Origin of the sequence: Thiolinea disciformis DSM 14473 (assembly GCF_000371925.1) — a bacterium.
Classification (GTDB): domain Bacteria; phylum Pseudomonadota; class Gammaproteobacteria; order Thiotrichales; family Thiotrichaceae; genus Thiolinea; species Thiolinea disciformis.
On the sequence record NZ_AQVE01000029.1, the window covers coordinates 23,566 to 42,056 of the forward strand.

The following is an 18,491-nucleotide window of genomic DNA, read 5'->3' on the forward strand; positions in this document are numbered from 1 at the left end:
TTCTATCCTTTAGCCATAGTACTTTTGATTTGGGCTAGTAGTTGTTCCGCTGGCATCCAATCAGCCTCGGCTTTGCAGGCTTGGAGTTCGGTTTCGCTGAGTAGGCGTCCTTCAAAGGCTTTTTTGAGGATGCTTTGACGTAGGGCTTCGGCTTGTTGGAGGCTGGTTTGGATGGTGTCGGCGAGTTTGTCGCAAACGGATAAACGCGCTTCGATTTCTTGCACGATTTGGGTTTGTTCTGCAAGGGAACAGATTGGAATTAGAAAGTTTTCGATGGATGCTATTCCAATATTGGCTTGAGTTGTTTCTACCACATAACGCTCAATTTCCTTTTTAGTAAAAGGGGAAAGCGAGTAGTAATAAATATACTTTGGTACTATAACACTAGGAATATTTTTAATTATTGCACACGCATAGGAAACCAAAAACTCTCTATCAAAATCAATTAGAAAGTTTCTTCCTATTGTGCCATAACGCGGAAATATAATATCATTTTTCTCAGGCTTTATTTTAGCGGATAGTACTTTAAAATCCTCTCTTGATATTATCTTTGCATTATCAAAATCAATAGTCCCATCTTTTTTTAGATTACCAGTAGATAAATAAGGATATCCAACCTCCGCATCTTTTGGCATTTTATGATCTATATCACCTATTTTATAAGTGATATTTCCCCAGCGCGTCCAACTCCAACTATCTGGCAACAAACTAGAGTACAATTCTTTTTCAAGACTTGAAATAGCCTCATAATATTTTGGCTTAGATGGTTTTTTGACTGGACTACTACTATCTTTTGCACTCTTCCAGAAAGAAAGCATTCTTTCATAATATTTATTACGTTCTTCTAATGCTAATTGAATAGTATTCTCACCACTCGGCAAATCCGTCTGCTTCTCCCGCCACTCCCGCGTCAACTCCCCTTCAAACGCCTGCTTCAACACTGCTTGACGATAAATATCCAATTTAGCTTGCGCAGCTTTTAAATTAGCAATGCCATTATCTAAATCACTAAATAATTGCTCGATTTTGGCAACAATGGCGCGTTGTTCGGGAAGTGAAGTCAGAGGAATAGATAAATCTTCTATTCTATACAAAGCAAGTTTTGGTTGGGATGTCGCCTTTGTATTAGATGAAATCTCTTTTTGAGCTTTAGCACATGATAAATAGTAGGCTAAATATTTTTTATCAAAACCCCTTATTTTAGTAATTTTAGCAGCATTTTCAGTTAAATTTGCACCATCTAAAATATCAGGAATCCATCCAACTCGACCAATAGTTCCAGCAATAGAAATATAGACATCACCTTTAGAAATCGTATAATTTTTAATAACCTTTTGAGTTTCTGGATTTAAATAACGTAAATCATCCTGATTAATAGAGTAGTTAAAAAAATCAGTAACACGCAAATAAGGATACTGGGTCTTCAATTCTGAGTAGTTATGAGATTTAGGTAAGCGTTTCCCACCCTTTACTTCTGCAAATTCGCCAATTTTAATAGAAAGCATCAAGCCACCAATACCTCATTTAATTCATCCAACACCGCCACCATCTCCTCACCAAACAACTGCCACATCTTGCCGCGTCCCCCCAAACCATCAAAGGGCGTGTAGTCTAGGTCACCCACCTCCACATGAAAACTACTTGCCACATGATCCCGCAACATACGCAACCACTCCACCTGCTCCACACTAAACTTATTATGCCGCCCCGCATTCTGCTGCAAAATCCAACGTTGGAAATTCCGATTCACCTGCTCGGCAAACGGCGTCAACACCGCATCCAAACCCGTCACGCGTCGCAACAACGACACCAAAGCCACCAACTCCTGCTCAGGCTTTGCCACCTGCACCGCATCCAATTGCGCATACGCCTCCCACACATAATGCGGCGACAACAAAGGCTTATCGCGCTTCAACAGCGCCAACAACTCCTTCACCATGGCAAAGGTCACTTCACGCCGCCGATACGGTTGATTATAAAAAATCTGCAAGGCGGTAATTTCATCGCAATGTGCCAACAAAAACGCCGCAAACGACTGTACCACTTGTTGCGCATTATCCGTCTTGGTCTTATCCCAATCCGAAAAAATCACCTTGTCCTGATTCACCGTATCCATCACCTGTTCGTGAACCTGTTGCACTCGCACCAAAAAGCCATTCAATGCCGCATTAAACGCTTGCACCGCCTCTTGAGCCAATGCCTCTTGCGCCAGTACTTCGGCTTGTAACTGGCTCAAGGTCGAGTCTTGCGCTAATAATGCGTGTGTACGTGCCTCCTGCGCATCAGGGTCATAGGCATTCAAGAGCTGCTTAATCATTTGCGTCAAGCTTTGCCCCTGACTCAATGCCACTACCTGCGCCTGCTCCTCCGCTTGCAATTGCCGATTTAAACGAATCAAACGATTGGCTAAAGTGGTTAATAAATCTTCCTCGGCATTGCCAAACGCCACGGCGCTTAATAAGTCTTTTAAGGGCGTAGTGGGTTTGCGTTCTAAGGGGCGCGAATCGGTTTTGCGTGATTTGGTCGCCCCCACCGCATCCATAATCACAAAATGAGTTTTAGTATGTTTGGCAGTTTGGCTGACCTTTTGTAAATCATCAAAGCTAATCGAACGTGTACCGCGCCCCTTCATTTGCTCAAAGTAGTTACTACTTTTCACATCGCGCATAAATAGCAACACTTCCAAAGGCTTTACATCCGTCCCCGTGGCAATCATATCCACCGTCACCGCAATACGCGGATTCCACGAATTACGAAAGCGATTCAAGACAGATTTTGGGTCTTCCTCCGCCTGATAAGTGATCTTTTTACAAAAATCATTCCCCTCAGCAAACTCCTCGCGCACCATTTCAATAATGTCATTGGCATGACTATCAGTTTTGGCAAAGATCAGCGTTTTCGGCACTTCAAACTCACCCTTGTCATTAAAGCGATCAGGGAAAATCTGCGGTAAGCTACGTTTCACCGTTTGCACAATGGCACGAATGGTACTGGGATTGACCACCTCTTTATCCAAAGCCGAGGGCTTGTAATTCAACTCATCGTCCAGATGTTCCCAACGTTTTTTACGCGATAATTTTTCACGCTTTTCAATCAATTGATTGGCTTTGAGTTGTGCGCCTTGTTGGGTAATGTCGGTTTCAATCAAAAACACGTCATAAGGTACATTCACTCCATCCGCCACCGACTCTTCAAAGGTGTATTCACTCACCACATTCTGATTAAAAAAGCCAAAGGTGCGTTGGTCAGGGGTGGCGGTTAAACCAATTAAAAACGCATCGTAGTATTCCAGCACCTGCCGCCACAGGTTATAAATCGAACGATGACACTCATCAATAATAATGAAATCAAACTGTTCAATCGGATTTTTCGGGGTGTACTCCAATGGCAAAGGCGCTTGTTTTTGCCATGAACTAGAGGTTTCATTGGGATTATCTTGTTCTAAGGCTTCGTCTAAGTCCTCACCCTTGAGAATGGAGTAGAGACGTTGAATGGTGGAAATACACACCTGACTATCGGAGGCAATATAACTAGAGCGCAAACGTTGCACATTATAAAGCTCGGTAAATTTGCGATTGTCATCATTAGGTTGAAACTTCAAAAACTCTTGTTCTGCCTGTTCGCCTAAGTTTTTGGTATCCACTAAAAATAAAATACGTTTGGCATCGGCATAACGCAATAAGCGATACACAAAGGTGCAAGCCGTAAAGGTCTTACCCGCCCCCGTTGCCATCTGAATCAAGGCACGCGGACGATTGTCCTTAAACGATTGTTCTAAGTTTTCAATCGCACGAATCTGCGCGGGACGTAACGCTTCAGGACTTAAAGCAGGTATCTGCTGTAAACGTCTGCGTAAGGTACTGGCTTGCCCCAACCATTCGGCTAAGGTTTCAGGGCGATGAAAATGAAATACAGGGCGGGAGCGCGGCTTAGGGTCACGGTAATCAGTAAAACGAGTTAAAATCCCCGTGCTTTCATACACAAACGGCAAAGGCCGATGTTTTAAATGCTTAATGCGACTCACCGCATAACTAGCACTTTGCTCTTCGACTTGGGTTAAACGTTGCCCTTCTTCCTCACGCTTCGCCTCAATAATCCCTACGGCTTTGCCTTTCACAAACAGTACATAATCGGCGATCCCTGCATCAGTTTGTACCTCCGTCACGGCAATGCCCACACCTGCATGCAAATTAAGCTGCTTTTGGGTTTGCACTAACCAACCCGCTGCAATAAGCATGGCATCAATATGATCACGTGCGTGTTGTTCTGGGGTTTGATTCGATGACATAAACAACGCCTTAGTGGCTTAATGAATAATTCAATAGACTATGACACAGTTTTTTATTTTACGACATGCTTACCTGAGCGCTATAAAATCATTATCAATCCCACTTGATTAAATCCATGATAATAACTATTCAGATCGAGTAAACAAATCTCGCCTGCATTATGCACAAGCCAATTATTTTTCGCTAATAATGGGTTTTAATTTATTTTTATTGTTTCTATGGTTAAACTATCCCGTTTTGTGCAATGCTTTACAGCTTAGATTATCAAGCCCAACCCTAACCATGCCTAGCCCTCACACCCTTAACTGCCCTCATTTTCAGGCTCAGCGCTGTTTGTCCTGCACTTGGATTGCAAAGTCCTATGAGCAACAACTAGCCGACAAACAAGCGACACTCAAAGAGTTATTACGTGACTTTACCATTGAAAACTGGCACGACCCTGTCCCCAGCAACATACGCAGCTTTCGTAATAAAGCTAAAATGGTTGTATTAGGTGCAGCACATCAACCCATTCTCGGCATCTTAAGTCCTGATGGAACGCCACAAAGTTTAAACGACTGCCCTTTATATCCACCGGCCATGCAAGCCCTATTACAGCGTTTAGAGCGCTGGATTCAACAAGCGGGCTTGCCGCCTTATCGCCTTGATAAACAAAAAGGTGAATTAAAATATATATTACTCACGCATAGCCTAGCCCATGATCAATACTTACTACGTTTTGTCTTGCGCAGTGAACAAGCCATTCCACGTATTCAAGCGAATTTACCTTTATTACTTACCGACTTTCCTAATATTACAGTGATCTCTGTCAATATTCAGGCAATACACATGGCGATTTTAGAGGGCGAACAAGAAATATTCTTAACTGAAGCAAAGCGATTACCCGAACAGTTTAATCATGTGCCTTTATATATTCGCCCTAAAAGTTTCTTCCAAACGAATCCCAATGTTGCCGCCCAACTTTATCAAACCGCCCGTGAGTGGATACAAACACTGCAGCCTCAAATCATTGCAGATTTATTTTGTGGTGTAGGCGGGTTTGGTTTGCATTGTGCCAACACCGAAACACAACTCATCGGCATTGAAATTGAACCTGAAGCGATTGCTTGCGCACGCGATTCAGCGGCAGTCATGGGCTTGAAACAAGTTCATTTTCAAACCTTAGACTTTAATCAGTGTCAGCCCGATGCGGCGTGTAAACCAGAGGTGGTGATTGTAAATCCTCCACGGCGTGGCATTGGGAAAGAACTGTGTCACTACTTAAATACCTTGCAACCCAAGTCCATTCTGTACTCCAGTTGTAATGCCGTGACGCTAGCGCAGGATTTACGGCAGCTAACCGGCTATAGGCTTGAGCGAGTGCAACTCTTTGATATGTTTGCACATACGGGACATTTCGAGACCTTGTGCTTACTCGCCAAAACTCCCTAGCAAGCGTGCTTCCCCAGAGAAATTATCACGAAAAAGAATAAAGATATCACTTAATATCATTTTTAGTGCTTTCTATGCCTTGATCATACTGCGAGCAATTTCGTGCACAGTGATCTCATGGATCAAAGGAATGCGTATGGGTTGGGAAGCTATTCTGTCAGTCATATTAGTAATTAGCGTTTTGGCTTTGTTGGCTCTCTCTAGTTTTGCACCCGATATGATTTTGATGTCTGCCTTGATTATTTTATTAGTCAGCGGTGTCTTAACACCTAATGAGGCGTTTGAGGGTTTTGCTAATACTGGCTTAATGACAATTGCGGCCTTATATGTCGTTGCTGCTGGTTTACGCGAGACGGGTGCTATTCAATGTATTACCCGTAAATTACTCGGACAGCCTAGCAGTGTGCGCGGCGCACAATTACGCATGTTTATTCCCGCCGCCGCCTTAAGTGCTTTCTTAAATAATACCACTGTCGTTGCCATGTTAATGCCTGCCATTCAAGAATGGTGCGTTCGTCTTAAGATATCGCCTTCAAAATTATTATTATTACTCAGCTATGCCGCAATTTTAGGGGGAACTTGCACACTGATTGGCACCAGCACTAATTTAGTCGTCGATGGTTTATTACAAAAATCAGGTCACTCGGGTTTAGGGGTCTTTGATATTACAGTAGTGGGTATTGCATTATTAAGCGTTTGTGGCGCTTATCTGATTTTAATTGGCAGCCGCTTATTGCCCTCAGGCCAAGGGGTCACAGAAGATCTCGATAAAGTCCGTGAATACCATGTAGAAATGCTCGTGGATAATGGAATACTGAATGGCCAAAGCCTAGCCAGTGCAGGCTTGGCTAATTTAGGGTATGGGTATTTAGCAGAAGTCGAGCGTGGTTCAGAAATTATTCAAAGTCCGAAAGGTGATTTTATACTTCAAACCGGTGATCGTCTGGCTTTCATTGGCTCACCGCGCTGTGCTCAAGAATTACGTGCTATTCAAGGTTTAAAACCCGCGAATGAGGATATCCATAAATTAGGTATTGTGCATTTCCAGCGGCGCGTGGTAGAAGCGGTTATTGGCCCTGAATTTCCTTTTTTAGGGATGACGCTACAAGAATGTGATTTTTTAGGGACTTATCAAGCAGTAGTTTTATCCGTATCGCGTGGCAGCAGTGGGAATTTGCCCGATAAAGGTTTAAATGCACATTTGCAAGTAGGCGATACTTTACTCATGGAGGCGGGTAAGGAATTTGTTAAGCAATACCGTTTTCGTAAAGACTTTTTATTAGTATCCGCCTTAGAAGACTCTAGTCCACCCGATTTCAATAAGAGCAGTCGAGCCTTAGTTATTCTTGGCGCGATGGTACTCTTAAGTGCTTTTGAAATTATTCCTATTTTACAAGCAGCTTGGCTTGCCGCAGCGCTCATGTTATTAACACGCTGTATGAATGCTGGCTTAGCGCGACGCTCGGTCGATTATACTGTCTTAACTGTAATAGGTGCTTCATTTGCCTTAGGCGAGGCTTTAACTAAAACAGGTGCTGCAAATTATATCGCCGAAACCTTAATGTTTGGTGGAAAAATGACACCCGTGATGGCATTAATTGTCGTCTATGCCTTAACAGCCTTATTTACTGAGATAATTACCAATAATGCCGCTGCCGCCTTAATTTTTCCTATAGCCCTTTCAGTTTCGCAGCAATTAGGGGTCAGTATTATGCCCTTTGCTATAGCCGTTATGTTTGCAGCCTCGGCTTGTTTTGCTACCCCAATTGGTTATCAAACTAATTTAATGGTCTATGGCCCAGGTGGTTATCGTGCAAGCGATTATTTTAAAGTCGGCATCCCCATGAATATTTTAGCAGGATGTGTCACCATTCCTGTTATTTTATTGATTTGGTCATTTTAACAAAACTATTCTTTTATAAAAATTACGCGAGCTAACTACTTTGTACATTCAAGCGTTTCTTAAAGGCTCCAGGGGCTTCGCCACATTGTTTGGTGAAGAACCTTGAAAAATACGCGGGGTCTTTAAAACCTAAATCATAGGCTACTTCTGAAATAGAAAGGCCGGTGTAAATTAATTTACGCTTGGCCTCCGTAATTAAGAGTCCATGTACAATCTGCAAGGCATTTTGCCCCGTATAGCGCTGGCATAAACGATTCAAGCGATTTTCCGTTAAACCTAACAAACTAGCATATTGGCCCACACTCCAATGCTTAATATAATGTTGCTCTAACAAAGCTAAAAAACGTTCATAGCTAGTCACCTTGCTATCGTAGTTTTTATCAGTAGCCAGTGCTGGAGCGATCAAGGGCTTCGCTAAACGCCCTAACAAAATAAAAATTAGCTTTAAATACGTGCCAATCATAACCGATTGACCCATACGGGGTTGTTGATACTCGTGTACCAGTTGTGCAACGGCATACCGTATGGCTTGATAATCGCTTGTGTCTGTAGGTTCTAATATCAGTGGCTCTGTTAATAAGAAGGGAAATACTTGCCGTTCTGATTCAGCAAATAAACCTTTCAAAAAAGCTTCTGTAATAGTAAATAAATAACCTTTGACAGACGGCTGATGGTTAAAGCCATGCACCTCACGTGCAGGAATCGATAAAATACACCCCGCCTGCTCCTCGTGGTGGCGATCACGAATTTGCGTTAATACACTGCCTTCTTCGAGGATTAATAATTGATGTAATTGATCATGGCGATGTGGATGAATTTCCCAATTATGCTTCGGCAAAGACTCCTGTAATACGGTGAGCGCTAGATAATCCGGTGTTGTATCCGGGGTCGTTTTACCGTATAAAAAATAATGAGGAACATCGTGCATCTTATAATCCTCGTAATAAGCTTAGTACCACCGTTAAGCTTAAAAACGACAATAGTGTAGTTATAAATAACGTACTTGCACAAAAATCTCGAAACCCATAGCGCTCACCCACAATCGGGTAAATACTCATCATCGGTGATGCTGCTATAATAATCACCGCTTGTTGGAAGTTTGGATTAAAATTTGGTAGAAAAAGTACGCATAACGCTACTAATGCAGGATGTAACATTAATTTCCCGATTATTACTAGCGAAATATCACTCCAAGACTTTTGCGTTTGGGGCTTTATATTAGCTAACGCGGCGCCAATAAATAATAAAGCTAGACCTGCCGAAATTTTACTTAATAAGTCTAAGCTTTGATTAATAGGCTTAGGTAACGCTATTCCCAACAAGGAGATCGTTGCTCCAATCGCAATTGAGATAATCAGGGGATTTTTAATAATTCTCAGCGCAACAGCACGTATAATATTGACTGAACCACCTTTAGACCCTGCACTATACTCCAACAATATTAATATAAGCGGTAAAATTAGAATGTTTTCTACTAAGACTGCCATCATTAGACTTAAAGATGCGACCTCAGGGAGACCTAAACTTAAGGACAGCACGGGAAAACCGACAAACATACTATTCGGGATGGACATCCCCATACTTTGAATCGCACTTTGGGTGAGCGAATTCCTTTTAAGTTTAAAGCTTATCAGAATCGCTACTAAAAGATTTAATAGTGAACCTAGACCATAGGCTAGCAAGAAATACGGTTCGACAATTTCGCTAATATGAATTTTACTTAATCCACTGATCAGCAGCGCTGGAATGGCAAAGTATAAAACAATATGCCCTAAGCTTGGCATGGCCTCTGCTTTAATCAATCCGCGCTTAAATGCGAAATAACCAAGTCCTATGAGAATAAAGATCGGCGAAATAGTCAGTAAGATATTAAGCATTTAAACTCGCCAATTCTTTGGCTTGCATCGTGACCCGCATTTGCGCATTCGGTGTACCAAAACCTTGGTAGCCATTACGCTGGACGATTTCAAAACAGAAACGCCCTGCAAATAGTTTGGTAAACAATTGAAAAAATACTCCCTGCTCGTCCTCATCATACAAAATGTGAAAGTGCTGCAACTGCGCTAGTAATGCTTCGGATAACTGAAAGCGTGCAGCGAGATCATCATAATAGTTTGCGGTTACCTCCATACTTGCACAATGGAGACTTTCTAAACGTTTCGCAACTGCAAAAATATCCGTGGTACGTAGTGCAATATGATTTACGCCCCCGCCCGCATAACGACTCGCAATATAATTCGATACCGTTTGAGCCGCTTGTGAGCTGTTTAAGGTGAAAGCCACCGCTTTATCCGGCGTTTGCATGACTTGGCTTTTTACCAATCCCCCCGGATCAGAGACACTGACACTAGGTGTGGGTGTCATGCCAAAAAGCGAGCGATACAATAAGCTGGAGTGCAGCATCTCTTCATAACTCATGCTCAATGCCACATGATCTATCGCTTGTAAAAAGGCGTGTGGCTCGTGGTATTGTGCAATAAATTCACGCTCCCAATGATTGGGCTGAATGCTGTCATCGACTAAATATAAATAACTACCAATGGAACCTTCTACTGCTGGAATACCATGGGTATCCGTGTGCGGATTGCCATAAGACAGTTTATACCCGAGTTGTTTGGCACGTTGCGCTAAGGCAGACACATTCGAGCAACTCAAACCAAAGGCACATACTGATACCCCATGCCGATCATGATAGCGCTGTGCGAAGCTCTCCGGCTCAAGGTTCATAACCATATTAATCGCGCCCTGCCGCCACACCTCTACCGCTTTCTTGCGATGGGTAGCAGCATGGCTAAACCCTAGCTGAGCTAATAAGTGCGTGAGTTCCTGTTTTTCGCTTGCATTAACGGCAAACTCGATAAATTGGATTTCAGTGGGCGGTTTAATGCTCGGCAATAATGCACCTTGTTGCTGTGTAATAGATTCCGAAGCGCGATTCACATACACCAAAGAACGATAACCATCACGCGCGGTATTTTCCGGTGAACCGGAACGGAATTGATCATTAAAAATCTCTAGTGACAATGCCCCGTTATAGCCGGTTGCGTGTAGATTATTCATAAACTGATCCAGTGGTAATTCACCTTGCCCCGGAAAGCAGCGGTAATGCCGACTCCACGATAAATGATCCATCGACAAACGCGGCGCATCGGCGACTTGCACCAGAAAAATCTTATCACCCGGAATATTTAAAATCGCTTGTAAATCGACACCACGCGAAAAAATGTGAAAAGTATCAAGGCATAAACCCACCGCTTCATGATTAGCGCGACGCACAATCTCCCATGAATCGCGGTAATCATAGACAAAACGTCCCCACGCGAGCGCTTCGAACGCCACACGCATATGATGTGCTTTGGCACGCTCACCTAAAGCATGAAAATCATCAGCAGCACGCTGAATTCCCCCCAAAGCGTGAGGGTGCACACTACTACACACCATTAATAGGTCGGTGCCGAGTTGCTCCATCAAATCGAACTTGCGCTCAGCTCGCTCAAACGCCTTGCTACGATGAGGCTCAGGCAAGCCTTCAAAATCACGAAAGGGTTGATAGGTCACTATTTCCAAGCCATGGTCTTGAATCATCAAACGAATATCGTTGATTGAAGCATCACAGGTGATCAAATCATTTTCGAAAATCTCAATACCCTGAAACCCTGCTTTGGCAATAGCCTCAATTTTCTGACGCAATGTCCCTGACAGACACACAGTGGCTATGGAATAACGCATAATGTTAACCTAATAATAAGTGCTATCACACAGCCGGTCATTAGGGCTAGCCAGCGCTAACCCTAGTAACAGTTACGGCTATGACTTATGAAATTTGCGTACTAAACCTTCGATAGCTAGTACATATCCGTCGACCCCAAAGCCGACCACAATACCAGCCGCCGCCGCAGAAATATAAGAATGATGGCGGAATGACTCACGTGCGTGAACATTGGAAATGTGAATCTCAATCAAGGGAACTTCAGCACCTTTAATCGCATCAAACAAGGCAATCGAAGTATGAGTATAAGCCCCCGGATTCATCACCACCCCCAGCACAGATCCCGCTTTTACCCCGCGCCCAGCCTCATGAATCGCATCAATCAGTACACCTTCATGATTCGATTGCAGGCACTTAACTGCAACCCCCAAACGCTTACCCGCTTCTACGCACATGGCCTCCACATCTTGCAAAGTAGTCGAACCATATTGCGCGGGTTCACGTTGGCCAAGAAGATTCAGGTTAGGGCCATTTAAGACCAGAATCGTTTTCATGCTGAGCTCCTTAAAAGTGAAAATGACCCCAGCATTATGAAGCTTGAGGTCAAGAAACGCTCTATTTCTTGCGTAAAGCGTCTAATTCACTACTTAATTTATCAACAGTCTCTTTGCCAACCAACTCAGCATGTTTGGCGATCACGGGTTTTAGGATTTCGCGCATTTTGGCCAGCTCTTCCGCCGGTAATTCGGTAATTTCCATACCCGATTTTTTTAATTCATCCAAGGCTGCCGTTGATTTCTCCCGTGCAATCCCACGCTCATACGCAGCAGCCTCCGTGGCAGCCTCACGTAACGCTGTTTGTAGTTCAGGAGTTAAACCATCCCATGTTTTTTTACTGACGATTACTGATTGAGGATTGTATTGATGATGGGTGAGCGCTAAGTGCTTTTGCACTTCATAAAACTTGTTCGCAGCAATAACCGTCACTGGATTTTCTTGACCATCAATCGCCTTTTGTTCTAAGGCAGCATACACTTCTGGGAAGGGCATAGGTGTTGGATTTGCCCCCAAAGCAGTGACCCAATCCACATTGATGGCATTCGGAATAACCCGCAGTTTTAAGCCTTTAATATCACCAACTTTCGTAATCGGATGTTTACTATTGGTCATATCGCGGAAACCTAATTCCCAATAGGCCAAACCGACAATGCCCTTCTCTTCTAATTTTGCATGTAATGCTTTACCAAATTCGCCGTCTACTACCTTATCCGCTTCTTCAGCATTATTGAACATGAAAGGAAAGTCATACACCGCAAATTCCTTCACTTGAGAAGCTAAGATGCCAGAGTTCAATACCACCATATCCAACGTGCCACCCTGTAGTGCAGAGACATTTTGAGCATCACCCCCTAACGCACCTCCCGCAAACACCTTAACCTTCAAAGCACCTTTGGTTTTGCTATCCACTAACTCAGCAAATTTGGTTGCTCCCATTTCTAAGGGATGACCTTTAGGATTTTGTAGGGCCAACTTCAACTCTTTATCCGCCGCAAAAGCCATACTCATACTTGCCGTAGCGACTAATGCGACCAAACCTTTGACCAGTAAACGTTTCATCTCCATCCTCCAAAAAATAGACTACTTACTTCAAACGCGGGGAACTTAACACACAGCCTAATCACTCAATAAAACCAAGACAGCGGCACAGTAACCAAGCTTGGGAATAAAACTAAAAGGAATAACACGAGAAATTGAGCGATCATGAAAGGAATAACCCCTTTTGATACTGCTCCCACACTCATACCCCCAACCCCTGCCATGACATTCAGAACAGTACCCACTGGGGGTGTAATCAAACCAATGACGCCATTCATTACGAACAGTACACCGAAATAGACCGGATCAATCCCCGCTTGCTTCACGACCGGTACCAAGACTGGCGCAAGAATCAAAATAGTCGGGGTTAAATCCATCGCCGTGCCCACTAAAATGCAGATCAATATAATGGCTAGTAATAAGAGCGTGGGGCTATTCATTAAAGGCCCTAATAGCTCTACCACCTGTCCCGGCACATCAGCGATGGTGATCAAATAAGCGGACACCATCGCAGCAGCGACTAAGAACATGACAGTTGCGGTGGTTTTGGCTGAGTTGACAAATACCTCATAGAGTTGGTGCCATGTCATTTCGCGGTAGATCACCATCGATACAAACAAGGCATAGACAGCCGCAACAACCGCAGCTTCAGTTGGGGTAAAAATACCCAGTTTTAAACCGACTAAAACAATCACGGGTAAAAACAAAGCCCAAGTCGACTCTTTTAAAGCCTTTAGGCGTTCTGCACTGCTAGATTTTTGAGGCAGCGGGCGATCAGTTTGCTGCTTTGCTTCTTGCCTCACGACTAAATACCATGTTCCTGCAATCGCTAAACCCATGAAAAGCCCTGGAAAGATACCTGCCATAAAGAGCTTGCCAATCGATACATCGGTGGCTACACCAAACACAACAAAGGCAATGGAGGGCGGAATAATGGGCGCAATAATACCCGCCGAAGCAATCAAGCCACCCGCAGTCGCTTTATCGTGTCCGGCTGCTACCATCATCGGGAGTAATAAAGCGCCCAATGCAGCGGTATCGGCTACAGCTGAGCCGGATAATGCCGCCATTAAGCAAGCGGCTAGAATGGCCACATAGCCCAAGCCGCCCCGCACATGACCTAATAAAGATAAGGCTAGATTGACAATGCGCTTGGACAAGCCGCCCACATTCATAATCTCGCCTGCCAGCATAAAAAATGGTACGGCTAACAAGGGGAAGCTATTTGCCCCTTCAATCAGGTTCTGCGCCAGAATTTGTGCATCAAACATATCCAGATATGCCATTAAGGCTACACCGGATAACAATAAGGAATAGGCAATAGGAATACCTAGCATCATGGCGGCGAGTAGCACGGCAATAAAAATGACAATCGTCATGCGTTACTCCTTGCCTACTGTGTGCGTGCCTACAGTAACCAGCGGCTGATTGAAGTTGCGTACAGATTCCCAAAAATCTATCAGCAAGATCAGCCCACTAGACAAGGCAAAAAATACTCCCACCCCATAAAACCAAGCCTGAGACCAACCAGTGACTGGCGCAGCATTGCTAAGATTGATTAGGGTTTGTGACCAACTGCCGCTGAAAATGAGATAAGTCACCCACAGCATCAAGACGAGGGCTAATAAATGGCATAGACGTTGCGCTTTAGGCGGTAAAGTAGACACCACCTCCCCTAAAGTCATATGACTACGGTCGTGCAGGGCAACTACCGCCCCCATAAACGTCAACCATACAAATAACCAACGTGACACTTCTTCAGAAAAAGCAATGCCCGAGTTAAATCCATAACGCAGTAGTACATTGCCAAACACTAACACCACCATAAAAGTAAGCAGTACTACCATGAGTGCAGAAAGCACTCGGCAGTACCCATCCATTATTCGCTTCATGCACTCCTCCTTACACGAAAAGCCTAACTCGCTATCAAACTATTGAAGGTGGATCGCAAAGCCTCAGCATCAGGCTTTAATCCTGTAATCAGTTCAAATGCCGCAACCGCTTGAAACACCGCCATTCCAGCACCTGAAGCAACACGACAAGCTTTTAAACGTGCTGCTTTGAGTAATTCAGTTTCCAGTGGGAAATAAATAATATCGACCACCCATAAGCGTGCTTCGAGCAGCTCTAAAGGAAAAGGCGTTCCGGGAAGTTTCGACATACCAACCGGTGTGGCATTTACAATGCCATCAATGTGCGGCATTAAATCAGCACTAATTACTGTAGTGACAACTCGCTCCGCATCGTATTGTGTACTGAGGCTTTGCGCTAAGTCGTGAGCACGTTTAGCACTAACATCGGTAATAAATAGCTTAGTCACGCCCGATTGCAGTAGTGCATGTGCTACCGCAAGACCTGCCCCACCTGCACCAATTAGCAGTACATGATCGCGTTTGGTCGCACCCATTTCCTCTTGAAAACTTAACGCGAAGCCGGATAAATCCGTATTGTGCCCAATACGTTTACCGTCTTTAAACACGACGGTATTCACCGCTCCCACGGCTTTAGCCGTATCACTCAACTCATCTAAAAAAGGAATGATTTGCTGTTTATAGGGAAACGTAATATTCAAGCCGGCAAAACCACAATATTGGGTAGCCGCCAATAACTGTTCGAGGCTCGGCCTGTTCGGCCCCATTTGATCCGTATCCAGCAACTGGTAGAGATAATGTAAGCCTAGACGCTCGCCTTCGGCTTGGTGCATGGCGGGAGTACGTGAGCCTTGAATACCTTGCCCAATAAGACCTGCAAGCACCTTACGACGCTGCTGAATCGGCTTAATAGGGGGTGTGTTATGGAGCTGTGGCACAACTCTCCTCCTCGATATTTGATACTCACTATACTTTGTACCAAGTGGTTCATTTTATCAAGACATTTTGTACCAAATAGTTAATTTAATTTTTTTAAATTTTATATATTGCCGCTAGGCTCACTGCTGTAGCTTGCGTTTCGCCGGTGAAGTGGTTACAACATGGCTCGAATACGCGCTAATGCAAAAGGAATTTCTCATGTCCACTGCCGATGATGATCCATTACTCGAACCCAAAGCTGGTTGGAAACAAAACCCCGAAGCTGTGCGCATGGATATTATTAAGGTTGCCACGGCCGAATTTGCACTCAATGGTTTATCTGGTGCACGCGTCAACGAGATCGCTGCCAAAACCAAAACGTCTAAACGTATGATTTATTACTATTTTGGCGATAAAGATGGTTTGTATCAGCAGGTTTTGATTGAGGCTTATCGTGAAGTACGGGAAGGTGAACACAAACTCGATTTAGAGCATGTAGAGCCAGTAGCTGCCTTAAGAAACTTGGTAGAATTTACCTTTGACCATCATCGGCGCAATCCCGATTTCATCCGCTTAGTCATGATTGAGAATATTCACCATGGCGAATACCTCAAACATGCTGCACTGATCAAATCACTGAACCAACCGGTCATTGAGCGCTTAGAACGGATTTATAAACGCGGTTTGGAACAACAGTTATTTCGCGACGGCATTACAGCCTTGGCATTACACTGGCATATCAGCGCCTTGAGTTTTTTCAATGTTTCAAACCAAACGACCTTCTCCATAAGCTTTGGCAAAAGTCTGTTTACTAAAACAGGGCAAAACACGCTAAAACAACAGGTGGTGGACATGGTGTTACGCTTTGTATTGAAGCCGGAATTGATTCAACAACTCGGCAACTAGCTAAAAGCAAAACGCGCACTTTTTGCATTCTGAACGCAGTGTAGTAGGCTGTGGGCTTTTAATGCAGCCTTGAGAGAACATATGCCCCACCCGTTATTAGCCAAGCGCTATTGGATTTTTGATATGGATGGCACGTTGACCGTCGCCAAACATGATTTCCCAGCCATGCGCACTGAGTTAGGCTTAGACCCAAATCAAACCATCTTAGAAAGTTTAGCCGCGATGTCCCCTGAACAAGCGGCTCCCTTTCGGGCACGTCTACATGAGATGGAGTTCGCGATTGCGAAACAATCTGAGCCAGCACAGGGGGCTATCGAATTACTGAAGTATTTAAACGTGCAAGGCAAAACATTTGGTATTTTAACGCGCAATAGTGCAGCGAATACACAAGTTACCTTGCAAGCGGCTGGCTTAGCGCCGTTTTTCCCCCTAGAACATATTATTAGTCGTGATGATGCGGCGCCAAAACCCAATCCAGAAGGTATTTATCTCCTACTTAAACGCTGGCAAGGTACTCAAGAGCAGGCTGTGATGGTTGGTGATTTTCACTATGATTTACACGCTGGACGAGCCGCACAAACCACCACACTTTACGTCGATCCAAGCGGCGAATTTGCTTATCGCGCTGACGCTGATGTTTGGGTGCACACCTTGAGTGAATTACTCCAATAACTTAGTGCGTAACTAAGTGGCTTAAATTATCTAACGACTACTCACTGATGACCCTACCCCAACGCGAAAATTATGCTTACCACCCACGTTATTGTGAAGAAAATATCTGGTGGCTTTGTCAGCAACCCGACTTGATTCATAGTGATGTGCTGGTGATAGCGGCTACCGAAGCTGAATGTTTCCCTATTCTTTGCCAGCGCGAAGCTAATGCGCCAGACGAGCCTTTGTTGTGGGATTATCACGTTGTATTACTGTGGCACGCGAGCCATCAAGCTTACATCCTTGATTTTGATACCACTTTACCTTTTTGCACACCACTTGAGCGTTATTTTGAACAGTCTTTTTTAGCGGAAGAACTCTTATATCCTGAATATGTGCCATTATTTCGTGTCATTAAAGCAAAAGATTATGCACGCGATTTAAAATCAGATCGTAGGCATATGAAAACGAAAAAAGGTTGGTTAGCGCCACCTCCACCTTGGCCAGTAATTAGTGAAAGCGAAAGCAATTTGAATCAACTTACAACGATGTTGGATCAAGGTTATGGAAAAGTACTGAATGCCACTGCATTATTAAAAACCTATAACCATGCTTAACTGTCCATCATGAATTTAGAGCTTGATCATATCTTTATAGCGGTCACAGCCAATGCCCCTGAAGCTGAACTTTTAACCAACTTCGGCTTAACAGAAGGCACACCGAATCAGCATCAAGGCCAAGGCACAGCCAATCGCCGTTTTTTCTTTCACAATGCGTTTATTGAGTTACTGTATCTAACAAATGCGGAAGAAGCACAAAGTGAATTAGTTAAACCCACACATTTATTTGAACGTTTAAGTCAACACGATCAGAGCATTTCACCTTTTGGTGTTTGCTTTCGCCCGCAAGCCCATAATCAACGCTCTATACCTTTTCGGTCGTGATTTAAGGGAGTTGAAAACGCTTTGATGGAGCTTTATCGTTAAAGGCATTTGATCTGAGGAAGAGGTGTGTATGGCCACCGTACCAGTCGACTGCCGCTACTGTCAAAGTGCATCGATTTACAAACACGGCTATGCGCGTAGTGGTGAACCGCGTTACCGCTGCCGTGATTGCCAACGTAGTTTTCAACTTTACTATCATAATGTGGGCAACCGCGACGGTATTCCCGAAAAAATTGTTGAGATGGCGATCAATGGTTCAGGGGTTAGAGATAC

Annotated in this window: 17 protein-coding genes; 7 read left to right on the forward strand and 10 right to left on the reverse strand. The window is 44.0% G+C overall.

Annotation, left to right across the window (positions count from 1 at the left end; all coding sequences use genetic code 11):
- Window positions 1-2: 2 nt before the first annotated feature.
- Window positions 3-1,505 (reverse strand): restriction endonuclease subunit S, encoded by a 1,503-nt coding sequence (locus tag A3IE_RS21155; RefSeq protein WP_020396859.1) that lies wholly within the window; start codon window positions 1,503-1,505, stop codon window positions 3-5.
- Window positions 1,505-4,288, reverse strand: coding sequence for a type I restriction endonuclease subunit R (locus A3IE_RS0117150; RefSeq protein ID WP_020396860.1), 2,784 nt, complete (start codon window positions 4,286-4,288; stop codon window positions 1,505-1,507). Before A3IE_RS0117150 ends, A3IE_RS21155 begins: the two co-directional genes overlap by 1 nt.
- 283 nt (window positions 4,289-4,571) lie before the next feature.
- On the opposite strand from A3IE_RS0117150, the gene rlmC reads away from it, so the two are divergent.
- The gene (gene rlmC, locus A3IE_RS0117155) at window positions 4,572-5,720 is read left to right on the forward strand and encodes a 23S rRNA (uracil(747)-C(5))-methyltransferase RlmC (RefSeq protein ID WP_026155007.1); all 1,149 of its coding nucleotides are present in this window, start codon (window positions 4,572-4,574) and stop codon (window positions 5,718-5,720) included.
- Window positions 5,721-5,856: 136 nt separating this feature from the next.
- Window positions 5,857-7,623, forward strand: a complete 1,767-nt coding sequence (locus A3IE_RS0117160; protein WP_020396862.1) for an SLC13 family permease — start codon at window positions 5,857-5,859, stop codon at window positions 7,621-7,623.
- Window positions 7,624-7,654: 31 nt separating this feature from the next.
- Here the strand turns inward: A3IE_RS0117160 and A3IE_RS0117165 are convergent, their stop codons facing one another.
- From A3IE_RS0117165 to A3IE_RS0117200, 8 genes are all read right to left on the reverse strand, one after another.
- Complete coding sequence (locus A3IE_RS0117165; protein WP_020396863.1) at window positions 7,655-8,551, reverse strand: helix-turn-helix domain-containing protein; 897 nt, start codon at window positions 8,549-8,551, stop codon at window positions 7,655-7,657.
- Window position 8,552: 1 nt separating this feature from the next.
- Entirely contained in the window at window positions 8,553-9,500 is a 948-nt protein-coding gene (locus A3IE_RS0117170; RefSeq protein WP_020396864.1) for an AEC family transporter, read from the reverse strand.
- Window positions 9,493-11,352, reverse strand: coding sequence for a bifunctional sugar phosphate isomerase/epimerase/4-hydroxyphenylpyruvate dioxygenase family protein (locus A3IE_RS0117175; RefSeq protein WP_020396865.1), 1,860 nt, complete (start codon window positions 11,350-11,352; stop codon window positions 9,493-9,495). The genes A3IE_RS0117170 and A3IE_RS0117175 overlap by 8 nt, the downstream gene beginning before the upstream one ends.
- Window positions 11,353-11,430: 78 nt before the next feature.
- Window positions 11,431-11,886, reverse strand: a complete 456-nt coding sequence (gene aroQ, locus A3IE_RS0117180; RefSeq protein WP_020396866.1) for a type II 3-dehydroquinate dehydratase — start codon at window positions 11,884-11,886, stop codon at window positions 11,431-11,433.
- Window positions 11,887-11,947: 61 nt separating this feature from the next.
- Window positions 11,948-12,949, reverse strand: a complete 1,002-nt coding sequence (locus A3IE_RS0117185; protein WP_020396867.1) for a TRAP transporter substrate-binding protein — start codon at window positions 12,947-12,949, stop codon at window positions 11,948-11,950.
- A 65-nt stretch (window positions 12,950-13,014) separates the two neighbouring features.
- Window positions 13,015-14,307 carry a TRAP transporter large permease subunit gene (locus tag A3IE_RS0117190; RefSeq protein ID WP_020396868.1) on the reverse strand — a complete coding sequence of 431 codons (1,293 nt, stop codon included), beginning with the start codon at window positions 14,305-14,307 and terminating at the stop codon, window positions 13,015-13,017.
- 3 nt (window positions 14,308-14,310) lie between these two features.
- Complete coding sequence (locus A3IE_RS21160; protein ID WP_033407449.1) at window positions 14,311-14,820, reverse strand: TRAP transporter small permease; 510 nt, start codon at window positions 14,818-14,820, stop codon at window positions 14,311-14,313.
- A 23-nt stretch (window positions 14,821-14,843) separates the two neighbouring features.
- Window positions 14,844-15,737 carry a shikimate dehydrogenase gene (locus A3IE_RS0117200; RefSeq protein WP_020396870.1) on the reverse strand — a complete coding sequence of 298 codons (894 nt, stop codon included), beginning with the start codon at window positions 15,735-15,737 and terminating at the stop codon, window positions 14,844-14,846.
- A gap of 199 nt (window positions 15,738-15,936) precedes the next feature.
- Here A3IE_RS0117200 and A3IE_RS0117205 point away from each other — a divergent pair, with 199 nt between their 5' ends.
- From A3IE_RS0117205 to A3IE_RS0117225, 5 genes are all read left to right on the forward strand, one after another.
- Entirely contained in the window at window positions 15,937-16,623 is a 687-nt protein-coding gene (locus tag A3IE_RS0117205) for a TetR/AcrR family transcriptional regulator (protein ID WP_020396871.1), read from the forward strand.
- A gap of 81 nt (window positions 16,624-16,704) precedes the next feature.
- Complete coding sequence (locus A3IE_RS0117210) at window positions 16,705-17,295, forward strand: HAD family hydrolase (RefSeq protein WP_020396872.1); 591 nt, start codon at window positions 16,705-16,707, stop codon at window positions 17,293-17,295.
- Between the two features lie 47 nt (window positions 17,296-17,342).
- A complete protein-coding gene (locus tag A3IE_RS0117215; RefSeq protein ID WP_020396873.1) occupies window positions 17,343-17,891 on the forward strand; it encodes a protein N-terminal glutamine amidohydrolase in 549 nt (182 codons plus the stop codon).
- A 9-nt stretch (window positions 17,892-17,900) separates the two neighbouring features.
- The gene (locus A3IE_RS21165) at window positions 17,901-18,218 is read left to right on the forward strand and encodes a VOC family protein (RefSeq protein WP_020396874.1); all 318 of its coding nucleotides are present in this window, start codon (window positions 17,901-17,903) and stop codon (window positions 18,216-18,218) included.
- A gap of 70 nt (window positions 18,219-18,288) precedes the next feature.
- Window positions 18,289-18,491, forward strand: a 203-nt coding sequence (locus A3IE_RS0117225; protein ID WP_020396875.1) for an IS1/IS1595 family N-terminal zinc-binding domain-containing protein, incomplete at its 3' end; no start/stop codon positions are given.